Raw genomic sequence first — 23,019 nt, 5'->3', positions numbered from 1 at the left:
TTGTCGATTCAATTTGCCGACTCCGAGACCGACGCTTTAACCAAGCTGAGCGATGAATCCATCGATCTGTTTGCGATTTTAGACTCACCAGAGCACGCATTGATGCCTGACACCGATGCCTATCGTGTCTTTTTGGATCAACCCTACCCAACCATCTTACTGTGGCATCAAATCGCATTACTTCAAGGCTTGCCGCTGTTAGAAGCAGGGTTTTCTGACTTTTTCTCGCTTGAAGGCGCCAACCAAGAAGGGTTTATTCGCTGCCTTCGTATGTTGCTTCAGATGCAGCACAAGAACCAAGAAATTCAGTTCTTGCGCGACGCCGACCCTCTGACCCGCTGCTTTAATCGCATTGCATTTCAGCGAGATCTCAATGAAAAGCTGGGCGATATCCAGCGCCGTGGCGGCGTTTTAGCCCTAGTCAGCGTGGATGTCGATCACTTTCGCCATTTCAATCAGCGATTAGGTTCAACCCTTGGGGATCAGGTGATTCGCCTTACCTGCCATCGAATCATGATGAATGTGTTGGATCACCCTGTTTATCGACTCAACGCCGACGAATTTGCCATCATCGTTGTGCAGCCAAACTCCGAGTCAATGAAAACGGAGTTGCACAAGTTGATCACAGGGATGACGCGATCGCTCAATACGCCGTTTCATGTGAACGGCGAGGACCATATCTTAAGCACCAGTATCGGCGTTGCGGTCGCTCCGCACTTTACCCGCAACCCCGACGAGCTATTAAACCAAGTTAATCAAGCACGACAAAAAGCCAAAGGCCAACACGGTTGCACCTACTCTGTTTATGCGCCTACGCTTCGTCCTAACCCTATTCTGGATAACCTTCAGGAATCCGACCTCTGGTCTGCATTGAAGTTTGATCAGCTTGCGCTGCACTACCAACCACGAATTTGCCTAAAAACGGGCGACATCGTCGGTGTTGAAGCTCTGATGCGCTGGAATCATCCAGAGCATGGCCTCATCATGCCGGATGATTTTATTCCTCTTTCAGAACGCACAGGTTTAATCGTCCCGATGGGATTCTGGGCGCTTCAGCAAGTTGGCCGGGACATTCATACCCTGAACGCTGAAGGGTTGAGCCTTGGCAAAGTGGGGGTAAACCTCTCGTTTCGCCAATTTCAAAACGACTATTTAGCGAAAACGATTCAGCGTATTCTCACTCGGGATCAGATCGATACCGCGCAAATCGAGTTCGAACTGACCGAATCCTCACTGTTCAGCAACGACGAGCACGTTAAACACAGCATCGATGCGCTGAGTCAAACAGGGATTGCGTTCTCGTTGGACGACTTTGGGACCGGCTACTCCTCGTTTTCACTGCTGAAAAAACTCCCCGTTAACACCCTTAAAATTGACCGATCCTTCATTACAGACCTTCCGGGTAACAGTGATGCTTGTGAAATTGTAAAAGCGGTCATCCACCTAGCGCACAACCTCAATATGGCGGTGATTGCCGAAGGGGTCGAAACCCAAGAGCAACGGGATTTCTTAATCGAAAACGGTTGCGATCAAGCCCAAGGCTTCTACTACAGCCCCCCGGTGAGCTTGCCGCGCATTATCAGTTTACTTGACTCGCCCGTGTCAGCCCTTCTCTAAACCCAAGGGCTTCCATCACATCTTGAGATTCCACGCGCTGATGATCATTCAAATCGGCAAGTGTTCGCGCGACTTTCAGCACACGGTGACACGCACGCGCCGATAAACCAAACCGACTGGCCGCACCGGCCAACAAGCCCCGTGTTTGATCGTCGATATCGCAAATATCATCCAAGTGCTTTGCATCCAGCGCACTGTTTCGACACCCTTGACGCTCATACTGTTTCACAAGCGCCCTAGAGACGCGCTCTGCGACCGTCTTACTGCTCTCGGGCGTGTGGTTATCCAGTTTGAGCAAAGTTTCAGCCGGTAACGCCGCCACGTGTATAAACAGATCGATCCGATCCAACAAAGGGCCAGACAGCTTGTCTTGATAACGCCGAATCTGATCGGGTGTGCAACGGCATTTACCAGAAGGGTCACCTGCGTAGCCACATGGGCATGGGTTCATCGCACCAATCAATTGGAATCGTGCGGGGTAATCCGTCTGCCGAGAGGCTCGGGAGATCAGTATTTGCCCCGTTTCCAGCGGCTCACGCATGACCTCTAGCACCTTGCGTGAAAACTCGGGCATCTCATCCAAAAACAATACGCCTTGATGGGCAAGTGAGATCTCCCCAGGCCGAGGATGGCTTCCGCCACCCACCAAAGCGGCGGCCGATGCGGTATGGTGCGGCGCGCGAAAGGGCCTTACCCCTTTGCAAATGGATTGAACCGCTAATCCGGCAACGGAATAGATCGCTGCTGTTTCTAAACGTTCTTCATCATTAAGCGGCGGCAGCAACCCAGGTAATCTTGCAGCCAGCATACTTTTACCACTACCAGGCACCCCGCTCATCAGCAGGTTATGGCCGCCTGCAGCGGCAATCTCCAGTGCGCGCTTGGCCTGCACTTGGCCTTTCACATCGGCTAAGTCCTTCTCCAGCATCTCAGGGATGGCTTCCAAAGGCTCTGCTTCAATCGCTTCGAGCTTTTGCTCACCTTTTAACGCGGCACAGACATCAAGTAGGTGCCCAGCCAGTCGGACTTTCAAACCTTGAACGAGACCTGCTTCTTCTCGGTTACCAGAAGGGATCAGCAGCGCTCGGCCGGATTTTTTGCACGCCAAAGCCGCCGGCAGCACACCGGTAATCGGTCGAAGCTCCCCCGAAAGCGCCAACTCACCCAGCAATTCCACCTTGTTTAAGTTCTCATCGGGCAGTTGACCCGAAGCCACCAAGATACCCACAGCAATCGCTAAATCGTAGCGCCCACCCTCTTTGGGCAAATCTGCAGGAGCTAGATTGATGGTGATTCGACGCTGAGGAAACTCATAGCCCGCATTTAAAATAGCGCTTCTGACACGCTCGCGGCTTTCGCGAACCGCCGCCTCAGGAAGGCCGACAAGGTTAAGCGCAGGTAAACCCGCTGACAGATGGATTTCGACGGTTACAGATGGGGCTGCCACGCCCAATTGAGCACGGGTATTGATCACCGATAGCATTCAGAGAACCTTCCTTGGTATCTGATGGAATTTGAAGAGGAGTGCTAGTGTACAACCGCTTGGCTGAACACCAGATAACTCATTGAAGTTTAGATAATGCTCTCAAGAATCAATTGCTCGTTGAGCATCTCTAAGCTCAGCAGACCTCCAAAATAATCGCCTTGCATGTATTTTACGCCCTGCTGCGATAGTTGCAGACGAATCCCGCCGGTACGAACGCCATCCGCGACCATAGGGATCTCTAAGTCCGCCGCCATATCGGCCAGCTGCTCAAGCGTTCGACGCTTTTGAGAATCCGCCGATGCGGATTGCACCCATGCCTGATCCAGTTTTAACCAATGTGGCTCCAACTCTTTTAACTGCTGTAGCGGTGGGCTGTACTCGCCCAATCCACTGACAACCACGCGATAGCCAAGCGCTTCAAGATCAAACAGCGCCCCTTCGTGATCGCGGGTTTCAATCGCATCCACCTCCCACATGAGGTAAGGCTTGTACTCATCTTTGATACGACAAGTGTCAGAGAGAAAATCAATAAACCCTGGCAGCTCCAGCACTTGAGGATCAATGCGGATCACCAAGCCTTGAAACGATTTTTGTTCACTGAGCTTAGAAAGCGGCAGCTCTAGTGCATTTAATAACCAGCCCAGATACATTTGCCACCCGCCTTCGTGATCAAAAAAATGGATCAGAGTGTGCTCATCACCAGCTTCACAGGCCACACCTTTAAATACCGGGACTAAATGCGCCGCCTCTATACGGTGGCTTGTCACCCCATAGATGGGTCTGAAGGAGAGGCTTAAGTCGTTATAATCTGGCGCAACAATATGGGTGAGTGCTTCTAGATTCAAGGCTTTTCGCTGTCGGGTAGGGTCGTATAAACGCACACGATCCGAGGTGTTTCGCTGAGCGGCTTTCAATGCTTGACTGGCAGCACCGATCAACTCAGCGGCATCGTTCGCCTGGCTGGGTGCAAGTGCAACCCCCATCGCGATGTTTAGATGCACCTCGCGGCGATCCACTCGAACCCCAAAACTGAGGAGATCATTTAGGCGATGCGCGATCTTAAGCACCTCTTCCTCTTGGTCAATGGACTCCACCAAAATCAAGAAGCGATCTTCGCGTATACGAAAGAGGGTATCGTGACGACGCAAAGCTGAGGTCAGTCGCTCGCCAACATCAGCCACAAGGGCTTCAGCCGCCTGCTCACCTAGGGTTTCACTGAGCCAATCAAAGCGATCCAACGAAATCTTTATCAAAGCAAGGTGTTCCTGCTTGGATTTAGCTTTAGCAAGGCGCCGGTTCAATACCGATTTTAACCGCGGTACCGGGTCTTCGTCCGAGTCGGCCATCAAGAGATCAGGCACGGATGGCAGGTCATCTAAGGTCAGCAGACACAGATCCGAATCCGGCACCGCCAGTAAGTGACATGGCCAATCCGAGCTGCCTTTTAGCATCCACTGTAATGAAGGCTCTTTGGCTAATCGGGCTACTGCCGCTTGAAAGGCATCGTCTTGATGTGGGTGCAAGGCACCAAAATAGGTGCCTTCTATCTGATCAACGGATCGATTCAGCAGATCCGCGTATTCTTGGGATACACGAACGTACTGTCCGCTGCGTGTGAGCCAAGCAAAGTACTGTGCCATAAAACTACCGGTTCTCCGTCGAGAGGCACCGCCTGCTCTTAACCGATCGGTGGCAGGGAGTACCTTATGCCTTTGGGGATTCTTCTTCGTGTTCTTTTGATTGATCGGCCTGCTCTACCAGAGACTGAACCACTTTTTCCAAAGCTTCAACTTTTTCGCGTGTGCGAGCCAAGACAGCGGCTTGCGCATCAAACTCTTCACGTGTGACTAAATCCATTTTGCCAAGCACGGATTGCAACGCCGCACGAAACTGAGCTTGGCCAGGCAAGTCTGCACCATTATTGAACGTGTTCATGACATTATTAATCTGTGCCGAAATGCCTTCAAAGATTTTATCGCTCATGTGTACCTCTGTTTTCTTTAACTAAATGAAGCGCCTAGCCAACCCGTTTTGCGGCGATCACGCCCGTTTTTAACGCATAACTCATGTCGCACCAAAACGACGCCCAATTTCAGTGCACGTCCCACAATTGAGCACTGTAAAGCCCCGAAAAACGACCCAAAAACATGCACCCAAATAGCGACACCTTTATAAATATATGAAAAATAAGCTTTTTCCATTTTAGGTACGCCGTTTGCAATGAAGTGTTCAACCGTTTCGAGTCACCGGACAGAAACGGACGGTGATGTTTGAAAACAGTTTATAGAAGGGAGAAGCCCCATGAAACTCATTTCGGCAATTATCAAGCCATTCAAATTGGATGATGTGCGTGAAGCGCTTTCAGAGATCGGTGTTCAAGGTATCACTGTAACTGAGGTAAAAGGCTTCGGTCGTCAGAAAGGTCACACTGAACTGTACCGCGGCGCTGAGTACGTTGTGGACTTCCTACCAAAAGTGCGCATCGACGCAGCCGTTGCAGACGACATTGCAGATCAAGTGGTTGATGCCATCAGCCAAGCCGCTCAAACCGGAAAAATCGGTGACGGCAAGATCTTTGTAATGCCTCTGGAACAAGTTGTGCGAATCCGTACCGGCGAGACCGGCAACGACGCACTGTAAAGAACGATTATTTTAAGAATAGATATCGAGCCTGACGGAGGGCGGACGAGATGGAAGAACTCTTAAACACCACAGCGGGTGATGTAACCCAGCTGAAGTATGCACTGGATACTTTCTACTTCTTAGTATGCGGTGCGTTAGTTATGTGGATGGCAGCAGGCTTTGCCATGCTGGAAGCCGGTCTTGTACGTGCTAAAAACACCACTGAAATTCTGACTAAGAACATCGCGCTGTACGCCATCGCGTGCATCATGTACATGGTCTGCGGTTACGCCATCATGTACGGCGGCGACTACTTCCTATCTGGTATCACAGGTGACGGTTTCAGCGGTGATGAGCCAGCGACGTACGCGCCATCTGCTGATTTCTTCTTCCAAGTTGTCTTCGTTGCGACCGCTATGTCGATCGTCTCAGGCGCCGTTGCAGAGCGTATGAAGCTGTGGGCATTCCTGGCTTTCGCTGTGGTAATGACAGGTTTCATCTACCCAATGGAAGGTTCATGGACTTGGGGCGACAACGCGGTCTTTGGTATGTACACACTGGGCGATCTGGGCTTCTCTGACTTCGCAGGTTCCGGCATCGTACACATGGCAGGTGCTGCCGCTGCAATCGCAGGTGTCTTGGTACTTGGCCCACGTAAAGGCAAGTACGGTAAAGACGGTTCTATCAACGCGATCCCTGGTTCAAACCTGCCACTGGCAACACTGGGTACGTTCATCCTGTGGTTGGGCTGGTTCGGCTTCAACGGTGGTTCGGTTCTGGCGACCTCTGATGTTGAAAACTCTAATGCGGTAGCGGTTGTGTTCATGAACACAAATGCAGCAGCGGCAGGCGGTGCAGTTGCAGCCCTGATCGTCGCTCGCCTACTGTTCGGTAAAGCGGATCTGACCATGGCCCTGAACGGCGCACTGGCAGGTCTTGTAGCAATCACCGCTGAACCTTCAACGCCAACAGCGCTGCAAGCGACCATCTTCGGTGCGATCGGTGGCGTTCTGGTTGTCTTCAGCATCCTGACTCTGGACAAAATGCGCATTGACGATCCTGTAGGTGCGATCTCTGTTCACGGTGTTGTAGGTCTGCTGGGTCTGTTACTGGTACCGGTAACCAACGACGGCTCTTCTTTCTCTGGCCAGATCATCGGCGCACTGACCATCTTCGTATGGGTCTTCGCAACAAGCCTAGTCGCTTGGTTCGTGATCAAAGCGGTAATGGGTGTTCGTGTCTCTGAAGAAGAAGAGTACGAAGGTGTCGACCTGTCCGAGTGTGGCATGGAAGCGTACCCAGAATTCAAATCGGCTAAATAAGCGATCTGAATCTTACGAGAAGCGCCTTCGGGCGCTTTTTTCGTGCAAGGCAAGAATAAGTCCTATAAAAACAAACCTGTTTATGACATTTGCCGTAATCTAGGTATACTGATTTTAAAACCCATTGCATTTGTTGACAGTCGATTAGCTTCATCGACGCAATAAGGAGACGATTATGAAACTGGTCAGCGCCATTATTAAGCCGTTCAAACTGGATGATGTCCGTGAAGCACTGTCCGATATTGGTATCCAGGGTGTGACGGTGACTGAGGTAAAAGGCTTTGGTCGTCAGAAAGGCCACACTGAGCTTTACCGCGGTGCCGAATACGTTGTCGACTTCCTACCGAAAGTCAAAATCGAGGTTGCACTGGACGACAACATGGTCGACCAAGCCATCGAAGCGATCACCAAGACCGCCAACACTGGCAAAATTGGTGACGGTAAGATTTTTGTAACCTCACTTGAGCAAGTGATCCGTATCCGTACTGGCGAGACCGGCACCGACGCTCTGTAATCACTTTTTTTAGGGTGTTTTATTGACACCCTTTGTTTTGCTTTCTATAACTATAGAACTGATCAAAAAGTACCCAAGGGTACTTTTTTTTCGCCCCACCTAAAAAGATGTCATCAACAAGAGACACAAAAGCAAAACAATGAGCCATGACACGCTAGGGACAGTACTGTCTGATCTTGAGAGGGATCACATCGAGACCATTTTTGCGCCGTTCGAAAACGCCCACATTGGTGTTGCGTGTTTGGATATGAGCGGCCATTGTGTGATTGCTAATGCCCATTTTTGTCGAATTCTACGAAGTGATCTGAACTCCGTTATTGGGGCTTCGTTAGCTGGCATCTGCGCAAAAGAACATTTAGATGGCACCATTCAACGAATTCGTTCTCTGTTTCGTGGCCACATCAAAAGTTACCACATTAAACGCGAGCTAAATCGGTTAGATGGCTCCACCTTAACCGCTACTTTGTCCGTCTCCCCTGTCAGTCATCATGGTCGCAACATTGCAGCTTTGATCGTCATGACCGAAGTAATGCCGGAGGCAAGCTCACCGCAAAACGAGCTTAAAAAGCTGTCTTTGGCGGTTAAAAATAGCGGCAGCGCCGTGCTACTCGTCGATTCACTCGGTGTCATCGAGTACTGCAACCCACATTTTTGTTCAGTCAGCGGCTACGCGTTAGATGACTTGATGGGGCGGCACTTAAGCACACTGATGCCAGACGCGGATGACCCAAACCTGAGCGATGCGCTTTGGCGTTCTCTGTTGGCTGGGGAAACATGGCGCGGCGCCCTGCAAATCCACCGTAAAGACAACACCAAATACTGGAGCTATCAATCGCTCTCCCCTATTTTGGATGAGACAGGCTCCTTAGCCAGCATAGTGATGGTCAGCGAAGACATCAGCTCGTTTAAAGAGCAGGAGCAGCACATGCTGCAACTGGCGTACTTTGACCCTTTAACGGGCCTTGGCAATCGCCGTCACTTTCGAGAGACGCTGGATAATTTGGTTCACCTAAGCGACCGCTGTAACAGTGCGGTATTGCTGCTGGACATGGACCATTTCAAGCAAGTAAACGATACCTTAGGGCACGATGTGGGGGATGACCTACTCACCTGCTTCGCCAAACGCCTATTAAGCTGCATGCCAAGCTCAGGGAGCGTTTATCGGCTGGGAGGTGATGAGTTTACCATCCTGCTGAAAGACACCTCTGAGGACACAGTAGAAGCGCTTGCACAAACCATCATTGATACCATTGCCCAACCGATCCACATCGATCAGCACGAGATCACCATCACCGTCAGTATCGGCTATGCGATGATCAACAGCGACGGTAAAGACTCCAGCGCCATCTTAAAGCATGCCGACCTTGCGATGTACGCCGCTAAACGGATGGGACGCAACACCTTTTCCCATTATTTGCCGACGATGGACTTGGCAATTAAACGCGCCATGACGCTGGAGCAAGATCTACGCCATGCGCTCAGCCGCCAGCAATTAGAGCTGTACTATCAGCCGGTTGTGGATATGGAAAATGGTCGTATTCGAAGCGTGGAGGCCTTGTGCCGTTGGCGCCACCCAACCGAGGGGCATATTCCTCCGTCCGAATTCATTGATAATGCAGAAACCACAGGCATCATCGTACCTTTAGGGGAATGGGTGATTCAGCAAGCCTGTATCACAGCCTGCCAGCTGCGAACACTGGGTTTAGACATTCACGTCTCCGTTAACATCTCCCCTAAACAACTGCACCACCCTCAGCTGTTTGAACACATTCAAGGCGCTTTGATGGACACCCAGTGCCGTCCAGAGTGGATCACGCTGGAGCTTTCGGAAGCCTCGGTTCTGGAAGAAGACCAACCGATTCAAACCTTGTTAAACGCCTTAAAGCAACTGGGCATTGGCCTTAGCATCGATGATTTTGGCATCGGGTTTTCTTCGCTGATTCACCTTAAACGTAAGCCGTTATCCAGCATTAAAATCAGCCGTGGGTTTACGCAACATCTGATGAAGGACGAAGCTTCGCACGCCATCACAGAGACCATGATCTCGATGGTGCGCCACTTGAACATGACGCCCATCGCCGAGGGGATCGAAACCGAAGAGCAGCGCCGATTCTATTTAAGTCGCGGCTGCCTGCTGGGCCAAGGCTATCTGTACGCCCCGCCTTTGGCATTGAGCGCTCTTATGAAAGCCCTCAAGCACAACAAAGGGGTTTTCGCACAAGACGACGCAGCGAAGGCCGGCTGACTAGCTGCGGCCTTTTGCTCGTGCACGAAGTGGTAATTCAAACTCCACACTTAAGCCCGCTTCTTTCGAGTTAAACGCCCGAATACGCCCACCCAGGCGCTCTAAGGCGCGCTTGGCAATGCTGAGCCCCAAACCGTAGCCTTTCGCCTGTTGGTTCTGTCGATAAAACGGCTCAAACAAAGAGGTTAACGCCGCCTCATCAACACCAGTGCCATGATCGGTAATAACGATGCGCAAGCGGCCCTGTCCGATCATCGAGTACACCACATCCACCTGTGTGTTTTCAGGGGTGTGTTTTAAGATGTTACCAAAGACATTGCTGAGCGCTCTGGCAAACAACTCACGATTACCCGCCCCCGGTAAGCGGACCTCCTCTCGGCCGTGTTGGGTTACGGTGCGAGCTGGCTGGGTAAAGGACATATCCTCGACCTCCTGATCAACCGTATCCAGCACTGAATAGTCACCCTCGCTGGCCTCTAGGTGATCCAGTCGTGCCAAAGAGAGCATCTCATCGATCAATCGGCTTAAACGCTCGCACTCCAGATTCATCCGGGCCGCGATCTTGTTGTCATCCCCGAGTTTCTGCTCCGCGAGGCCAGTGGCCGCCTGCAAGCGGGCCAAAGGTGCACGTAACTCGTGAGAGACATCTTCAAACAGGCGCTGTTGGCCGTGTAAGGTTCGCTCTACATAGCGCGCCATGATGTTAAATTCGCGCGCTAGCTCGCCGATTTCATCCCCTCGTTTTAACAGCCGAGGCTCCACCTGCACAGAGTGCTCCCCTTTGTGCAGCTGATGCACATAGTCTTTTAGACGATTCACCGGCCTTACCACAATCCAAGTCAGTAACAAGCTGACCAGAACAGAACCGATCAAAATCAACGTGGCTTGAAACGAAAACAGAAAACGCTGCAAACGCACTAACGCACCATTAACGCGATCTGCCGGGGTAATGACCCGATACTCTGCGCCGCTTTTCCCTGTAAGCGTAAACTCAACCCCATTCGCAAACTCTCGTCGGCTTTCTCGACCGAATAAGAGATTCCCATTGTCATTCCGGTAGATCAATAGCGGGATCACACTGGGGCCTTTGCCCTCGCGGGAGTGCTCATCCCGATCTCGATCGCGTTTGTGCTCTTTCCCATCGTTTGGCGAATCAAACGACGGCGGCGCAGGCAAACGCTTTAGCAACTCAATTGGTACCGCTGTTACAGGGGCACGCTCACGAAAGCTTTGGCTTTCCTCTAAATGATCAATGATCGATTGCGCCTGTTCGGTTGCCCGAAACTGATTAAACCGGCGCGAGTTATCCCGTTCGGCCAACTCCCCAATCATCATCGCGGTAAGAATGATCACCGCAAGGCTGGTTACCCAAAACGCGAGGAAAATTTTCCAAAAGAGGCGATTGAAGCGAATGGATCGCAAAAATGGGATCACGCAGCCTCCTTGACCAGCAGATAGCCCTCTCCGCGTACGGTTTTGATGAACTCTTGGTCGGTGAGCACACTGCCTATTTTCTGGCGCACACGACTAACATGGACATCAATCGCACGGTCGTAAGGGGTTAACTCCCGATGCAAGACGCGTTCGGTCAAATAATTACGGCTTAAAATTTCGCCTGGGTGCATCAAAAACTGGTGCAACACGTTAAATTCGGCACTGGTCAGCTCAAGCGTTTGCGCCCCAAAGGTCACTAATCGACGAGCCGGGTCTAACTCAATACCACTGTATTTTAGAGTTTCTTGAGATACGTTTTTCTCGACCTGACGGGAGCGGCGCAATACCGCTCGAATCCGAGCCAGCAGTTCACGCGGATTACAAGGCTTGGATAGGTAATCATCCGCGCCCATCTCCAACCCAAGAATGCGATCAATATCACCCCCTTTACCGGTCAGCATAATCACCGGCACCTCAAGGGAGGGCCTTAGCTGTTGTAATAACTCTAGGCCGGACATGCCCGGCATCATGATATCGAACACTGCCAAATCTACAGGGGTTTTCGATTTAAAAAAGGTCAATGCGTCTTCAGCGCTGTTGGCGATCGACACCTGCAACCCTTCGGCTTCTAAATAATCCGACAGCAGTTCGGTCAGCTCTTGATCATCGTCCACAAAAAGAATGTTGTGCTCTTCCATAACAAGGGCTCCTTAAAGAGTTGTGCGCCATCAGTGCGCTTCGTTGATGCCATTGTACCTACAGACAAAGGGAAAAGTGTTGGGTTTACAGGCATTAACCAAACTTTACATCTTGATTTACCAACTTAGCAGTGTGTTCGACCACAATGGTTCCATCACTTACAAAGGAGATCGTCATGAAAAAGACACTACTGACTCTGATTGCAATTCCAACACTGGTTCTGGGCACAATGGCGTATGCCGATGGTGGTAAACACCGTGATTCATGCGATGGCAAACACAACCGTCAATCACACGGTAAAAAAGAACACGGCATGCGTGACGGCCAGTCAGGCGAGCGCATATTAAAGCGCATGACTAAGCGCCTTGAACTGACAGAAGAGCAACAATCGTCGTTGAAAGCCGTTTTCGAAACGCAATCTAAGCAGCGCGATGCGCTTAAAGAGAAATCACGTGATCTGCACGAAGCACTTCGCCACTTAGACCCGAAAGCGGATGGCTTCGCGGAGCAACTGGAAGAGGCGAAGAAAACCGCCGCTCGACTGGCGGTAGAACGCATTGATGAGGGTGCCGAGCTGCGTCAAAAAGTGGCAGCTATACTCACGCCAGAACAGCTTGAGAAGTGGGAAACCGAGAAAGAGCGCCACAGTAAAGGTGACGAGCGTCCACCTCGCCCAGAAAAGCAAAGCTAAGCTAAGCCCTCTGTTAGGTTCCACCAGCCAAGCCCTCGCCCTGTGCGGGGGCTTTTACATTCAGGGTGTTAGCTGAGAAAATTCGCCGCTGTCACATACTTGTCATAAGAATTAGCAAGAATCGCCCGTCTGCCTTATCATACCGGATGTTTATAAACGGATTTCAGTACTTTCATGCCAGCCAAACGGATTAGTTCAGCGTTGTTTTTCCTGTTGTCGACCCTAATTGCGGTAGGGTTCGCGCATCTGGCATGGGCGATCATTGAGTTATCATCCCCAACGGCACCGCTGACGACACAAACGACAGGGGTTTCCCACGCGGCTACCTCCGCCGAAAACGCCCCCCTTCAACAAGCGATCAACACCTTAAAAGCGAATCCGCTCTTTGGTAAAGCCAATGTGCAAAGCACGGCCGTCGCCAAACCTGTGATCAATGAGCAGGACATTCGACAAACTCGCTTAAACATCCAACTACTTGGCCTCATTTATGGCGAGCCCAGTGTCGCGGTTATCAGCTTTGAAGGTAAAGAAGGTGCTTATCGCATCGGTGAGCCCCTCGGTAAAGAGGGAGGTCGCGATGTGTCGCTGGCTTCGGTCGAGCAAGATCACGTCATCATTTACAATAATGGCGTCCCAGAAAAACTGCTGTTACCCAAAGCGACCGAGCAGCGCAGCAGCGTTGCCCGTGCAAGCTCGCCTTCTGCCAGTGAAGAGGCCATTAACATCAGCCTGTCATCGAGCCGGATTACCCGCCTCATTGGGAATGATCCTAAAAACACACTGATGAACAACCCACTGTCGCTGAGCAAATACATGATGCTCAGTCCGCAGAATGAACAAGGGGCCCTCAAAGGCTATCGGATTACGCCTGGCCCGGATAAACGCTTAATGGCCATCACGGGGATTCGCAATGGCGATCTGATCACCCATGTGGATAACACTCCGATCAGCAGCCTCGACCTGCCTTCGCTGTATCAAATACTGCAGTCGGCCAACTCTCTTTCACTGACGGTTGAGCGCAACGGTCAGCCGATCAATATGGATATAACCCTGTAATGAAAAACCTGATTACCAAAGCCCTGCTGACCTCATCACTGAGCTTATGCTTGGTATTGGCACCACTGGAGCTTCGCGCAGAAGAGTTTACGTTGGACATGCGCGGTGTCGATATTCGTGAGTTTATCCACACCATCTCGAAGATGACCAACAAAACCATCATCACCGATGACAAGGTGCGCGGCAAAATCGACATCCAGAGCCCGACACCGTTAACCGAAGATGAGCTGTACGAAGTCTTTTTGGTACAATTGGGTATCAACGGCTACTCGGTGGTGGATGCCGGCAGCAACATCCTGAAAGTGATTCCAGCGCAAGGCGCGAAGCTTGAAGGCTCAGAAGTGTCTACTGAGATCCCGAATCGCGCCAGCGAAGAGATCATCACCCGCGTGGTCGAGGTGAAAAACGTCAACGCTAATCAGTTAGCCGCCACATTGCGACCGCTGATTGATAACCGCTTAGGCATCATTGCCGCGTACGATACATCTAACGTGATCTTGGTGACCGATCGCGCTTCTAACGTGCGCCGTATTGCTCAGATCATCGGCCAAGTGGATCAATCCGACTCTCAATCGTTGGAGATGATCCCATTGGTGAACGCCTCCGCAAGCGAGATGGAGCGGATCTTATCGGCGCTTTTGAACGAGACGCAAAAAGACAAGAGCGGGCCGTCGCCGATGATCTCATCGGATAAGCGCACCAACACCTTGATCGTCCGTGCAGATGCTACAACCCGCGGTAAAATCCGCCGCATCGTCCGTGATCTGGATGGCGAAGTCGAAACCAACTCCAACACCCGCGTGGTGTACCTCAAGTACGCGAAAGCCGCTGATCTGGTTCCGGTGCTACAAGGCATCAGCGACACCATCATCAAAGAGGAAACCACCCAGCAACAAGCCGGTGGTGCGGCCACCAGCCAAAGCACACTGCACATCGACTCTCACGAACAAACCAACACGGTGGTGATGTCGGGCTCGCCGCACATCATTAAAACGCTGGAAGATGTGATCGAAAAGCTCGACATTCGCCGTGCACAAGTCCTGGTTGAAGCCGTCATTGCCGAAGTATCCGAAGACGCCTCGCGAGAGCTGGGCGTTCAGTGGTTGTTCTTTGATAAAAGCGAGAACTCAACCACCCCGATTGGCGGGGTAAATTACTCCACCGACAGCTCAACCGGCATTGTTAATTTGCTCTCCTCCGCCGTATCGGATGAGGTCGACAGCTCACTTGTGGGTAATGGTTTATCACTAGGCTTGGGTAAGTTTTCCAGCAGCGGTTTCAGTTTTGGTGCTTTTATTAACGCACTTCAACAAGACACCGACTCCAATGTGTTATCCACACCAAGCCTTGTGACCATGGATAACGAAGAGGCGTATATTCAGGTGGGTCAAGAGGTTCCGGTCATCACAGGTTCGACGGCAAGCTCAGATAACAGCAACCCGTTTCAGACCATTGAGCGTAAAGACATTGGTGTGATGCTCAAGGTGACTCCGCAAATCAACGAAGGCGATGCAATTCGCCTCACCCTAGAGCAAGAGGTCAGCTCCCTGTCCGGCCTTCAAGCTTCCGACATCATTACCAACAAGCGCGTGATCTCCACAACCGTATTGGTGGATGACGGCGCAACACTGGTGCTGGGTGGATTGATCAACGAAGACGTTCAGGATTCGGCCTACAAAGTCCCAGTATTGGGCGATGTACCGGTGCTTGGTCGAGCGTTTCGTACTGACAGCAGCTCCCGCGAGAAGCGTACCTTAATGGTGTTTATCCGACCAACCATCATTCGCGATCAAACCGTTGCCACAGGCCTTAGCCGCGAGAAGTACAACTACATTCACGCACGACAGCTGTTAAAAGAGCAGTCTTCGCCGTTGTTCCCCTCCGATGCCAAACCGGTTCTGCCTAAGTGGGAAGCGTCGCAAAGCGCACCACCAAGCCAAACCGATGCGCCATTGGTTCCAGAGCAGGAGCAAGCGCCCGTGCAACCGAGCAAAGCCAGCCGCCAAGAGCAACGCACCGAAGATCTGTTCAATCGTTTAGACGGTGATCTTTAATGGCCAAGGCGCCTTCGTTCAGCTACGGCTTCGCTCGCAAGCATCAGGTGCTGGTGCAAGAAGATGAGAGCCAGGTTTCGGTTAGCTACTCCAGCGACTCATCACTGGATGGTTTACTGGAAGCCGAGCGTTTGTTTGGTGGACGTGTCACCTGGTCCTCGATGGATGCCGCAGCCCTACACGATGCAATCAGCTTGGCGTACCAGGCGGCGGACAACTCTCTTGAGGCGATCTCCGATATTAACGAGGTCATCGACTTAGATGCGCTGGCCTCCAGCATCCCGGAGTCCGAGGACTTACTCGAAGCGCAAGACGATGCGCCAGTGATTCGACTGATCAACGCCCTTTTTGCCGAAGCACTTCGCCAAAAAGCCTCCGATATCCACATCGAAACGTTCGAGAAAACCATGTCGGTGCGTTTGCGTGTGGACGGTGTGCTAAAAGAGGTTCTGCAACCGAGTCGTGCATTATCGCCACTCTTGATCTCCCGCATTAAGGTCATGGCCAAGCTCGACATTGCCGAACGACGTATCCCGCAAGATGGCCGTGTGTCGCTGAAAATGGCGGGTAAAGCGTTGGATGTCCGTGTGTCGACCATGCCCTCAATCCATGGAGAGCGGGTCGTTATGCGTTTGCTGGATAAGCAAGCCTCGCGAATGGATCTCACACACCTTGGGATGCCGGCGCACACCTTAAAAACGTTCAGCGATTTGTTAGCACAACCCAACGGTATTTTGTTGGTAACAGGCCCGACAGGCTCGGGTAAGACCACTACCTTGTACGCCGGTCTTACCATGATCAACGACCGAAGCCGCAACATCTTAACGGTGGAAGACCCAGTCGAATACGCTCTGGAAGGGGTTGGCCAAACACCGGTCAACACCAAAACAGGGATGACCTTTGCCAAAGGTTTAAGAGCTATTTTGCGTCAAGACCCAGATGTTGTGATGGTGGGTGAAATTCGTGACCCAGAAACCGCACAAATCGCGGTTCAAGCCAGTTTAACCGGCCACTTAGTGTTATCGACTCTACACACCAACGACTCCATTGGTGCCATCACCCGCTTGATGGACATCGGGGTCGAACCTTATTTGATCGCCTCCTCTTTAAAAGGGGTGCTGGCACAGCGTTTGGTGCGTACCTTGTGCCCTGAATGCAAAAGCCCGTATACCCTGACCGAAGATGATGCGCTGGCCTTAGGCGATACCGCCGTCACGGGGCGTACCGTGTTTGAGCCGCGTGGCTGCACTGCGTGCCACCATACCGGCTATACCGGCCGAAAAGGGATTTACGAGCTGCTGGTGATCGATACGCCGCTGTCGCGTTTGATTCACGATAAAGCGGGCGAACATAAAATGGCGGATTACGCCCAAAGCCGACTGGTGACCATGTTGGATCAAGGGCGGGATTTAGTACTCACAGGCGTCACCTCCCCATCCGAGGTGTTGCGCATGGTTAAGGAAACCACCGAGTATGCCGTCGTTTGAGTATCAAGCCGTTACCCCACAGGGGAAAAAACGCAAAGGGTTTGTGGATGCCGACTCCGAGCGTCACGCTCGGCAGCTACTAAGGGATCAATCTCTGGCGCCGATTGCGGTGCAGCAAACCAGCGCGCGTCACTCACACACCAAGCGCACGGGTGGTCGTGTCTCGACCCGCGACCTATCGCTTTTTACTCAGCAGTTTGCCGCGCTGATCCAAGCCGGTACGCCGCTTGAAGAGGCGATTCAGGTGTGTGTTCAGCAAACCAATAACCGAACACTGAAACGCACCTTGCAAGCAGTGCGAAGCAAGATTTTGGAAGGCCACTCGTTAGCGGACAGCTTAAAAGAGCACCCCAAGGTTTTTCCACCGGTATACAGCGCCTTGGTATCGGCCGGTGAACATTCGGGGGATCTTGGCAAAGTACTGATGCGTCTTGCCGATTACACCGAGCGCAATCAACAGCTTAAAAATACGGTGTCCCAAGCGGCGATCTACCCCATTGTGCTGACCGTCGTGGCGATCAGCGTAATCACCTTATTGATGGCCTATGTGGTGCCGAAGGTGGTCGAGCAGTTTGATGGACGCGGCCAAACACTGCCTTTGCTGACCCGCATCATGATCAGCATTTCTGATTTCATTGTGCATCAAGGCTGGATGGTCGTGGTGGGCGCGGTTGTGGCCGCTCTCATTTGGAAGCAACTGATCAAGCGTCCTACGTTTCGTACCCGGTTCCATGCCTTTTTACTTCGACTTCCTGCACTAGGAAAATTGATCACCCAGCTTGAAACGGCCCGGCTTCTTAATACGCTCAGCATCATGATCAACAGCGGCTCCCCCTTGATGGATGCACTTAGCATCAGCCAGGACACGCTCAATAACCGTGTGATTCGCCAAGCGGTCAGCGAGAGCACCGACAAAGTTCGTGAAGGCCAGTTACTGAGTAAAACTCTGCACGACAGCGGCGTGTTCCCGCCCATTTCGGTCTATATGATCGCCAACGGCGAACACAGTGGCGAGCTTGGCCATGCGCTCGATCATGCGGCAAGGCAACAGGAAAACTTATTAACAGGGATGATCGGCATTGCCACCAAGCTTTTAGAGCCCTTGCTGATCATCGTTTTTGGCGTCTTGGTATTGGGGATCGTATTAGCGATTTTACTGCCCATTTTACAGCTCAATAACCTAACCGCTTACTAACGAATATACGATGTTTATGCGCGCGATGAGTGCGCACTAAGGAGAGCAAACATGCAACACCGTCTTTCACGCCAACGCGGCTTCACCTTACTTGAGATCATGGTGGTGGTGGTTATCCTCGGTTTATTGGTCGCGATCGTTGCGCCAAACGTGTTAGAAAACCAAGATAAAGCCATGGTCGAAAAAGCCCGTGCAGACATCTCGGCACTTGAACAAGCTTTGGATATGTACAAGCTGGATAACTTTACCTACCCAAGCACTGACCAAGGATTGGAAGCCCTCGTTGAGCGGCCATCGATCGCACCAGAGCCTAAAAACTACCGCAGCGGCGGTTACATCAAGCGCCTACCAACGGACCCTTGGGGTAACCCGTACCAGTTTGTACAACCGGGCGAACACGGCGCCTTTGACCTTTATTCACTGGGCGCTGACGGCGATAACGGTGGCGAAGGTTTAGCCGCTGACATCGGTAACTGGTAACACCATGCGTTGGGCCCAGCACCCTAACCTAAACCGCGGTCAACACCGCGGTTTTACGCTGATCGAGCTGATGGTGGTCGTCGCCCTCATTGGTTTGGTCAGTACAGCGGTGCTGCTGACCCTGCGCCCCACCGAACGCCCGATAACCTCTACCGACCTCACCTTAGAGCTTCGCGAGCAGATGATTGCGCTTAGCCAGCGCGCTACCGCGTCACAGCGCTGGATGGGCATCAGCTTTACCCACGAGGCATATCAGCTCTGGGCTTATCAAGAATCCCAGTGGCAGCGCATCGCCACCGAGCAAGACTTCACCATACCCAATGCCTTTACGCATCGTTTGGTTCAAAACGGTGTGGAAGCCAGCCTGCCGGACGAGGTTCCGGCTGAGCCTATGATCCTGATCGCCCCCGACGGACGAATCAACGCCTTCGAACTGGAAGTCGATGATGGCGACACACTGAGCACCCTAACGGACCCGTATTGGTTTGATCCTCACCAAGGGGATGCCTCATGAGCCATTGCGTACGTTGCTGGCCTCGCATGCGCGGGTTCACATTGCTTGAAGTGATGGTCGCCTTGTTTATTTTAGCGGTCGCTGCGGCCGCACTCAGTCGTGTGGTCAGCCAATCCACCGACACGACCTCGCAACTGGAGCTTCGCCAAAAAGCACAGTGGGTCGCGCATAACCAGCTGTCTCTGTTAATGCTGGGTGCCGAGGACGATTTAGACGGAGAGGTCACCTTTGCCCACCAAACCTTTCACTGGAAGGCCGCTCGCTCCACAGCACAGCTCACCGACTTTGAGCGCATTGTGATCAGCGTGGCCGAAGCGTCCAACAAAGAGTACACCTTGGCGACCCTGACGGGATTCATGGAACCATGAGCTCGACGACGCGCCATCAAGCGGGCATGACCATGATCGAGCTGGTGATTGCCATCGCACTCACAGCGGTGGTGGGCTTGATCAGCGCACAGCTACTCACCAGTATGCTGACCAACGATACGCTCATCACCGAACACCAAACGGACTCCGCACGACTCGACAGAGCGCTACGACTAATAAACGCTGACCTTGAGACACTCATCCCAAATCGACCTTTGGTGAATCCTCAAGAGAGCAGCATTCCGGGGCTGATCCTCGAGTTTAGCCACCTAGACACCCAACCGATCAACGGCGGGGAGATCAGCCAGCAAGAGCGCGTGCGCTATCTTTTAGATGGTACCCGACTGATTCGCTACAGCAGCGCGGTCCCAGCCACCGTGGATGAAGATCATTGGTCAGAAACCCTATTGTTGGATCAGGTCGAATCCATCGAGCTGGCCTATTGGCAGGACAATCGCTGGAGCGACCCCCCTTCTGAAACCGCACCCAAAGGTATGCGTATCTCGATCCAGTCCACCCAATGGGACACAGTGGAACTGATCACCCTGCTGGACTTTGATGGGGGCGAGTCATGACGCTTAAAAAGACTGGCCGCTTGCATCGCCACCAGCAAGGCGTCGCGCTTATTCTGGTGCTGGGTTTGATGGCGGTGATCGCCATCTTAGCCACGCAATTGACCGAGAAAGTCGATCATCATTTGGATCAGGCGGTGACCCTTCGGGATTTGGATCAAGCACGCTGGTACGCCCGCGCAGGAGAAACCTACGCGCAAACCACCTTGGAAGACTTAGTTACCAAGGCTTTACTGGAAACCGAAGATACCGCCGCGAATTTCCCGATTTCGGGCGATGGGCAAACCGGCTTTGTCAGCTATAAGCTCTCACCTTCTCACACCTGTTTAAACGTGAACTCGCTGGTGATTGATTACAACGCCACCGATGCCAACACTAAAGCGATCAAGGCGGTGTGGAACTACGCGCTGGATCAACTTGCCGGTGTGGATAACACCACTGCGGCGATGTTTATCCAGCGAGCCAGCGACTGGATGGATGACAACAGCGAGCCGCAAAGCCCCTATGGGGCAGAAACCCTCTTTTACACCGATCAAACGCCGCCCTATCAACCCACCAACCAACCAATGGTGTCGTTGGGTGAAGCGAAGCAACTCAATGCGCTTAACGATGAGGAGTGGCAAGCGATTAAGCCCTATTTATGCGTGCGCCCTAATGACACCGAGCTTGGCGTGAACCCCAACGACCTGACCAAACAGGACGCCCCTTTGTTGGTGGTGTTGTCGGAGGGGCTTTTGGATGAGTCATCCGCACTCAGCGTGATCGAATCGCGTCCTGATGACGGTTATGAAGCCATCGATGATTTTTACAGCTTGCCGGCACTGGCTGAAGCCGGTGAAGCGTTTCGTTCAGCATTCACGCTGGAGCGACATTACTTTACACTCGATACTCAGGTTTTAGTTGGCCAAGCACCGTTTCGAATCCAGTCCTTACTGCATGTGGATTCCAACGGAAAAACCGCTGTTTTGAGCCGACGCTTAGGAGTTAACCCGTGAACGGAACACTGTTAATTTACGCCCCCCAGTTAGAGCAAGGGGATCTGCTATGGCACCACCTTGGTGAAGGCGTAACCGCACAACAAGGGCAAGTGTCGCTGCACGACAGCGATGCTATGGCGGAGCTTGCCAAACGCGCTCAGGACACCTTTACCGCCGTTATTTTACCGGGCGAGCAAGTACGCTGGTTTTCCGTTGCAATGCCCAGCAAACAGCGTGCGTTGATTTCCAGTTTACCGTTCCAAATTGAAGATCAGATCTCAACCCCCATCGAGCAGATGCACGTGGTGCCGGGGCACTTTAAAAACGGCACGCATACCGCCATTGCCATTGAGCACACACAACTTGCCACCTTGCTTGATGCCTTCAATCAGCACTCGATTAATATCAACCTTGTGAGTGCCGACTATTTACTTCTGAATGAGAGCGAGACGGGTACGGCCATTAAGCACCGTGATCATATCATCGTGCGTACGCCCATCTGGTCTGGACGAGTTCATCAGTCGCTTTATCCCTTGATTAAAACGAGGCTTACCGCCGCCGACCCGGAGCAAGAGGCCTCCTTGTTGGACACGCTTACGGTCGAGGCTCTTGATGATACGGCGCTGCTGAATCGCTTGGCGAAGTCGCTCTCGCCCAAACGTCCGCCGTTAAACTTATTGACCGGCCCTTACGAACATCAAACGCTGTGGCAGCAGTGGTTACAGCCCTACAAAAAACCGCTCTGGGCCGCCGCGGCCCTGATGGTGTTGGGCTTTGGGTTGTTGATCACATCAAACCTCGCCCTGCAAAAACAGGTGGATCAGCTGGATGACGCCATGATCAACCTGTACAAAACTACCTTCCCAGAAGCACGCCGCATCACCAACCCCGTGGCGCAGCTTCGCGGGGCACTTCGTCAATCCGGCCAAGCGGATACGGATGGGGCGGTATTAGTCTGGCTGTCGCAAGCTGCGCCGTTGCTCACACAAGAGAAGGTCACCTTACTCAATGTGCGCTTTACGCAAGCGCCCGACACCCTGCGTTTACAACTGCAAGCGACCGATTACGCGGCCATCGAGCGCATCAGCACCGCCCTAACCCAAAGCGGGGTTCAAGCGGATTTGGGAACCTTGGTACGCAATGATGACCAAGTCAGCGGCTTATTAACGATTCGAGGCTCATGATGAACCCTATCCAACAGTATTATCAAAGCCTGAATGCTCGTGAGCAGAAGATCGTTTGGATTGCCGCGCCGTTAATCGTTCTGATGATTCTGTGGCTTGCCATCATCAATCCACAGCTTCAAAAACATCAACAATTGAGCCAGCAGCTTGAGAAAAAACAGGCCGACTGGCTCTGGATGCAACAAGCCGCTGCCCAATTAAAAGGCCAACCGGCGGGGCTTGAAGCGGTCAGCTCGGATGACCTTCGCCGCGTCGCTACACGGCTGTTTGCTCAACAAAAAATCACCCTCTCTCGCATTCAAAATGGACGCGACAACGAGTTAAGTCTGTGGGCCGATCAAGTGGTGTTTGATCAGCTACTGAATGTCCTGCAAGCCCTTCAGCAGCAAGGCATCTCGATCAACAGCCTACAGTTGACCCCAACGGAACCGGGTCGGGTCAATATGCGTCTGACTCTCAGCGCAGCGGGCGCGTAATTTGAATCGTTTTAGCGGATAGATCG

The 23,019-nt window shown here is 52.3% G+C and carries 22 protein-coding genes; 17 read left to right on the top strand and 5 right to left on the bottom strand.

The genetic code is table 11. The features are described 5' to 3' along the window. The gene (locus tag ACXAF9_RS09010; RefSeq protein WP_475073112.1) at positions 1-1,617 is read left to right on the top strand and encodes a putative bifunctional diguanylate cyclase/phosphodiesterase; all 1,617 of its coding nucleotides are present in this window, start codon (positions 1-3) and stop codon (positions 1,615-1,617) included. Here ACXAF9_RS09010 and ACXAF9_RS09005 read toward each other — a convergent pair. The 3 genes from ACXAF9_RS09005 to ACXAF9_RS08995 form a co-directional block, all read right to left on the bottom strand. Then, entirely contained in the window at positions 1,580-3,100 is a 1,521-nt protein-coding gene (locus ACXAF9_RS09005) for a YifB family Mg chelatase-like AAA ATPase (RefSeq protein WP_475073111.1), read from the bottom strand. The genes ACXAF9_RS09010 and ACXAF9_RS09005 overlap by 38 nt on opposite strands. Before the next feature lie 89 nt (positions 3,101-3,189). Beyond that, a complete protein-coding gene (locus tag ACXAF9_RS09000; RefSeq protein ID WP_475073108.1) occupies positions 3,190-4,743 on the bottom strand; it encodes a diguanylate cyclase domain-containing protein in 1,554 nt (517 codons plus the stop codon). A gap of 64 nt (positions 4,744-4,807) precedes the next feature. After that, entirely contained in the window at positions 4,808-5,086 is a 279-nt protein-coding gene (locus ACXAF9_RS08995) for an accessory factor UbiK family protein (RefSeq protein ID WP_475073105.1), read from the bottom strand. A 318-nt stretch (positions 5,087-5,404) separates the two neighbouring features. Here ACXAF9_RS08995 and glnK (ACXAF9_RS08990) point away from each other — a divergent pair, with 318 nt between their 5' ends. The 4 genes from glnK (ACXAF9_RS08990) to ACXAF9_RS08975 all read left to right on the top strand — a co-directional run bounded on the left by glnK (ACXAF9_RS08990) (position 5,405) and on the right by ACXAF9_RS08975 (position 9,806). Continuing rightward, complete coding sequence (glnK, locus tag ACXAF9_RS08990) at positions 5,405-5,743, top strand: P-II family nitrogen regulator (RefSeq protein ID WP_475073103.1); 339 nt, start codon at positions 5,405-5,407, stop codon at positions 5,741-5,743. Between the two features lie 50 nt (positions 5,744-5,793). Next, positions 5,794-7,047, top strand: coding sequence for an ammonium transporter (locus tag ACXAF9_RS08985; protein ID WP_475073101.1), 1,254 nt, complete (start codon positions 5,794-5,796; stop codon positions 7,045-7,047). Positions 7,048-7,222: 175 nt separating this feature from the next. Further along, complete coding sequence (gene glnK / locus ACXAF9_RS08980) at positions 7,223-7,561, top strand: P-II family nitrogen regulator (protein WP_475073098.1); 339 nt, start codon at positions 7,223-7,225, stop codon at positions 7,559-7,561. 139 nt (positions 7,562-7,700) lie between these two features. Next, the gene (locus tag ACXAF9_RS08975; RefSeq protein WP_475073095.1) at positions 7,701-9,806 is read left to right on the top strand and encodes a putative bifunctional diguanylate cyclase/phosphodiesterase; all 2,106 of its coding nucleotides are present in this window, start codon (positions 7,701-7,703) and stop codon (positions 9,804-9,806) included. On the opposite strand, the gene ACXAF9_RS08970 is transcribed toward ACXAF9_RS08975, so the two are convergent. Both ACXAF9_RS08970 and ACXAF9_RS08965 read right to left on the bottom strand, forming a co-directional pair. Next, positions 9,807-11,240, bottom strand: coding sequence for an ATP-binding protein (locus ACXAF9_RS08970; RefSeq protein ID WP_475073092.1), 1,434 nt, complete (start codon positions 11,238-11,240; stop codon positions 9,807-9,809). It lies immediately after the preceding gene. Then, positions 11,237-11,938, bottom strand: a complete 702-nt coding sequence (locus ACXAF9_RS08965; RefSeq protein ID WP_475073090.1) for a response regulator — start codon at positions 11,936-11,938, stop codon at positions 11,237-11,239. The genes ACXAF9_RS08970 and ACXAF9_RS08965 overlap by 4 nt, the downstream gene beginning before the upstream one ends. A 176-nt stretch (positions 11,939-12,114) precedes the next feature. Between ACXAF9_RS08965 and ACXAF9_RS08960 the strand changes: the two genes are divergently transcribed. The 12 genes from ACXAF9_RS08960 (at position 12,115) to gspM (ending at position 22,993) form a co-directional block, all read left to right on the top strand. Beyond that, a complete protein-coding gene (locus ACXAF9_RS08960) occupies positions 12,115-12,630 on the top strand; it encodes a Spy/CpxP family protein refolding chaperone (RefSeq protein ID WP_475073088.1) in 516 nt (171 codons plus the stop codon). 174 nt (positions 12,631-12,804) lie between these two features. After that, positions 12,805-13,686 carry a type II secretion system protein GspC gene (gspC, locus tag ACXAF9_RS08955; protein ID WP_475073086.1) on the top strand — a complete coding sequence of 294 codons (882 nt, stop codon included), beginning with the start codon at positions 12,805-12,807 and terminating at the stop codon, positions 13,684-13,686. Further along, positions 13,686-15,740 carry a type II secretion system secretin GspD gene (gspD, locus tag ACXAF9_RS08950; protein ID WP_475073084.1) on the top strand — a complete coding sequence of 685 codons (2,055 nt, stop codon included), beginning with the start codon at positions 13,686-13,688 and terminating at the stop codon, positions 15,738-15,740. Before gspC ends, gspD begins: the two co-directional genes overlap by 1 nt. After that, the gene (gene gspE / locus ACXAF9_RS08945; RefSeq protein ID WP_475073082.1) at positions 15,740-17,227 is read left to right on the top strand and encodes a type II secretion system ATPase GspE; all 1,488 of its coding nucleotides are present in this window, start codon (positions 15,740-15,742) and stop codon (positions 17,225-17,227) included. The genes gspD and gspE overlap by 1 nt, the downstream gene beginning before the upstream one ends. Then, the gene (gspF, locus tag ACXAF9_RS08940; RefSeq protein ID WP_475073079.1) at positions 17,214-18,422 is read left to right on the top strand and encodes a type II secretion system inner membrane protein GspF; all 1,209 of its coding nucleotides are present in this window, start codon (positions 17,214-17,216) and stop codon (positions 18,420-18,422) included. Before gspE ends, gspF begins: the two co-directional genes overlap by 14 nt. Positions 18,423-18,473: 51 nt before the next feature. Then, positions 18,474-18,902: a type II secretion system major pseudopilin GspG gene (gene gspG, locus ACXAF9_RS08935; protein ID WP_475073076.1), complete on the top strand. Its 429-nt coding sequence runs from the start codon at positions 18,474-18,476 to the stop codon at positions 18,900-18,902. A gap of 4 nt (positions 18,903-18,906) precedes the next feature. Then, a complete protein-coding gene (locus ACXAF9_RS08930; protein WP_475073074.1) occupies positions 18,907-19,416 on the top strand; it encodes a prepilin-type N-terminal cleavage/methylation domain-containing protein in 510 nt (169 codons plus the stop codon). Next, entirely contained in the window at positions 19,413-19,784 is a 372-nt protein-coding gene (gspI, locus tag ACXAF9_RS08925) for a type II secretion system minor pseudopilin GspI (protein WP_475073071.1), read from the top strand. Before ACXAF9_RS08930 ends, gspI begins: the two co-directional genes overlap by 4 nt. After that, complete coding sequence (locus ACXAF9_RS08920) at positions 19,781-20,359, top strand: type II secretion system protein GspJ (protein ID WP_475073069.1); 579 nt, start codon at positions 19,781-19,783, stop codon at positions 20,357-20,359. The genes gspI and ACXAF9_RS08920 overlap by 4 nt, the downstream gene beginning before the upstream one ends. Further along, a complete protein-coding gene (gene gspK / locus ACXAF9_RS08915) occupies positions 20,356-21,351 on the top strand; it encodes a type II secretion system minor pseudopilin GspK (protein WP_475073067.1) in 996 nt (331 codons plus the stop codon). The genes ACXAF9_RS08920 and gspK overlap by 4 nt, the downstream gene beginning before the upstream one ends. Beyond that, positions 21,348-22,517: a type II secretion system protein GspL gene (gene gspL / locus ACXAF9_RS08910; RefSeq protein ID WP_475073065.1), complete on the top strand. Its 1,170-nt coding sequence runs from the start codon at positions 21,348-21,350 to the stop codon at positions 22,515-22,517. Before gspK ends, gspL begins: the two co-directional genes overlap by 4 nt. Beyond that, positions 22,514-22,993, top strand: coding sequence for a type II secretion system protein GspM (gene gspM, locus ACXAF9_RS08905; RefSeq protein ID WP_475073062.1), 480 nt, complete (start codon positions 22,514-22,516; stop codon positions 22,991-22,993). The genes gspL and gspM overlap by 4 nt, the downstream gene beginning before the upstream one ends. The last annotated feature ends 26 nt before the right edge of the window (positions 22,994-23,019 follow it).

The organism is Neptunomonas sp. ABH4_499 (assembly GCF_056160565.1).
The sequence above is the reverse complement of the archived record's forward strand: the minus strand, read 5'-3'. Positions and strand labels throughout refer to the sequence as shown.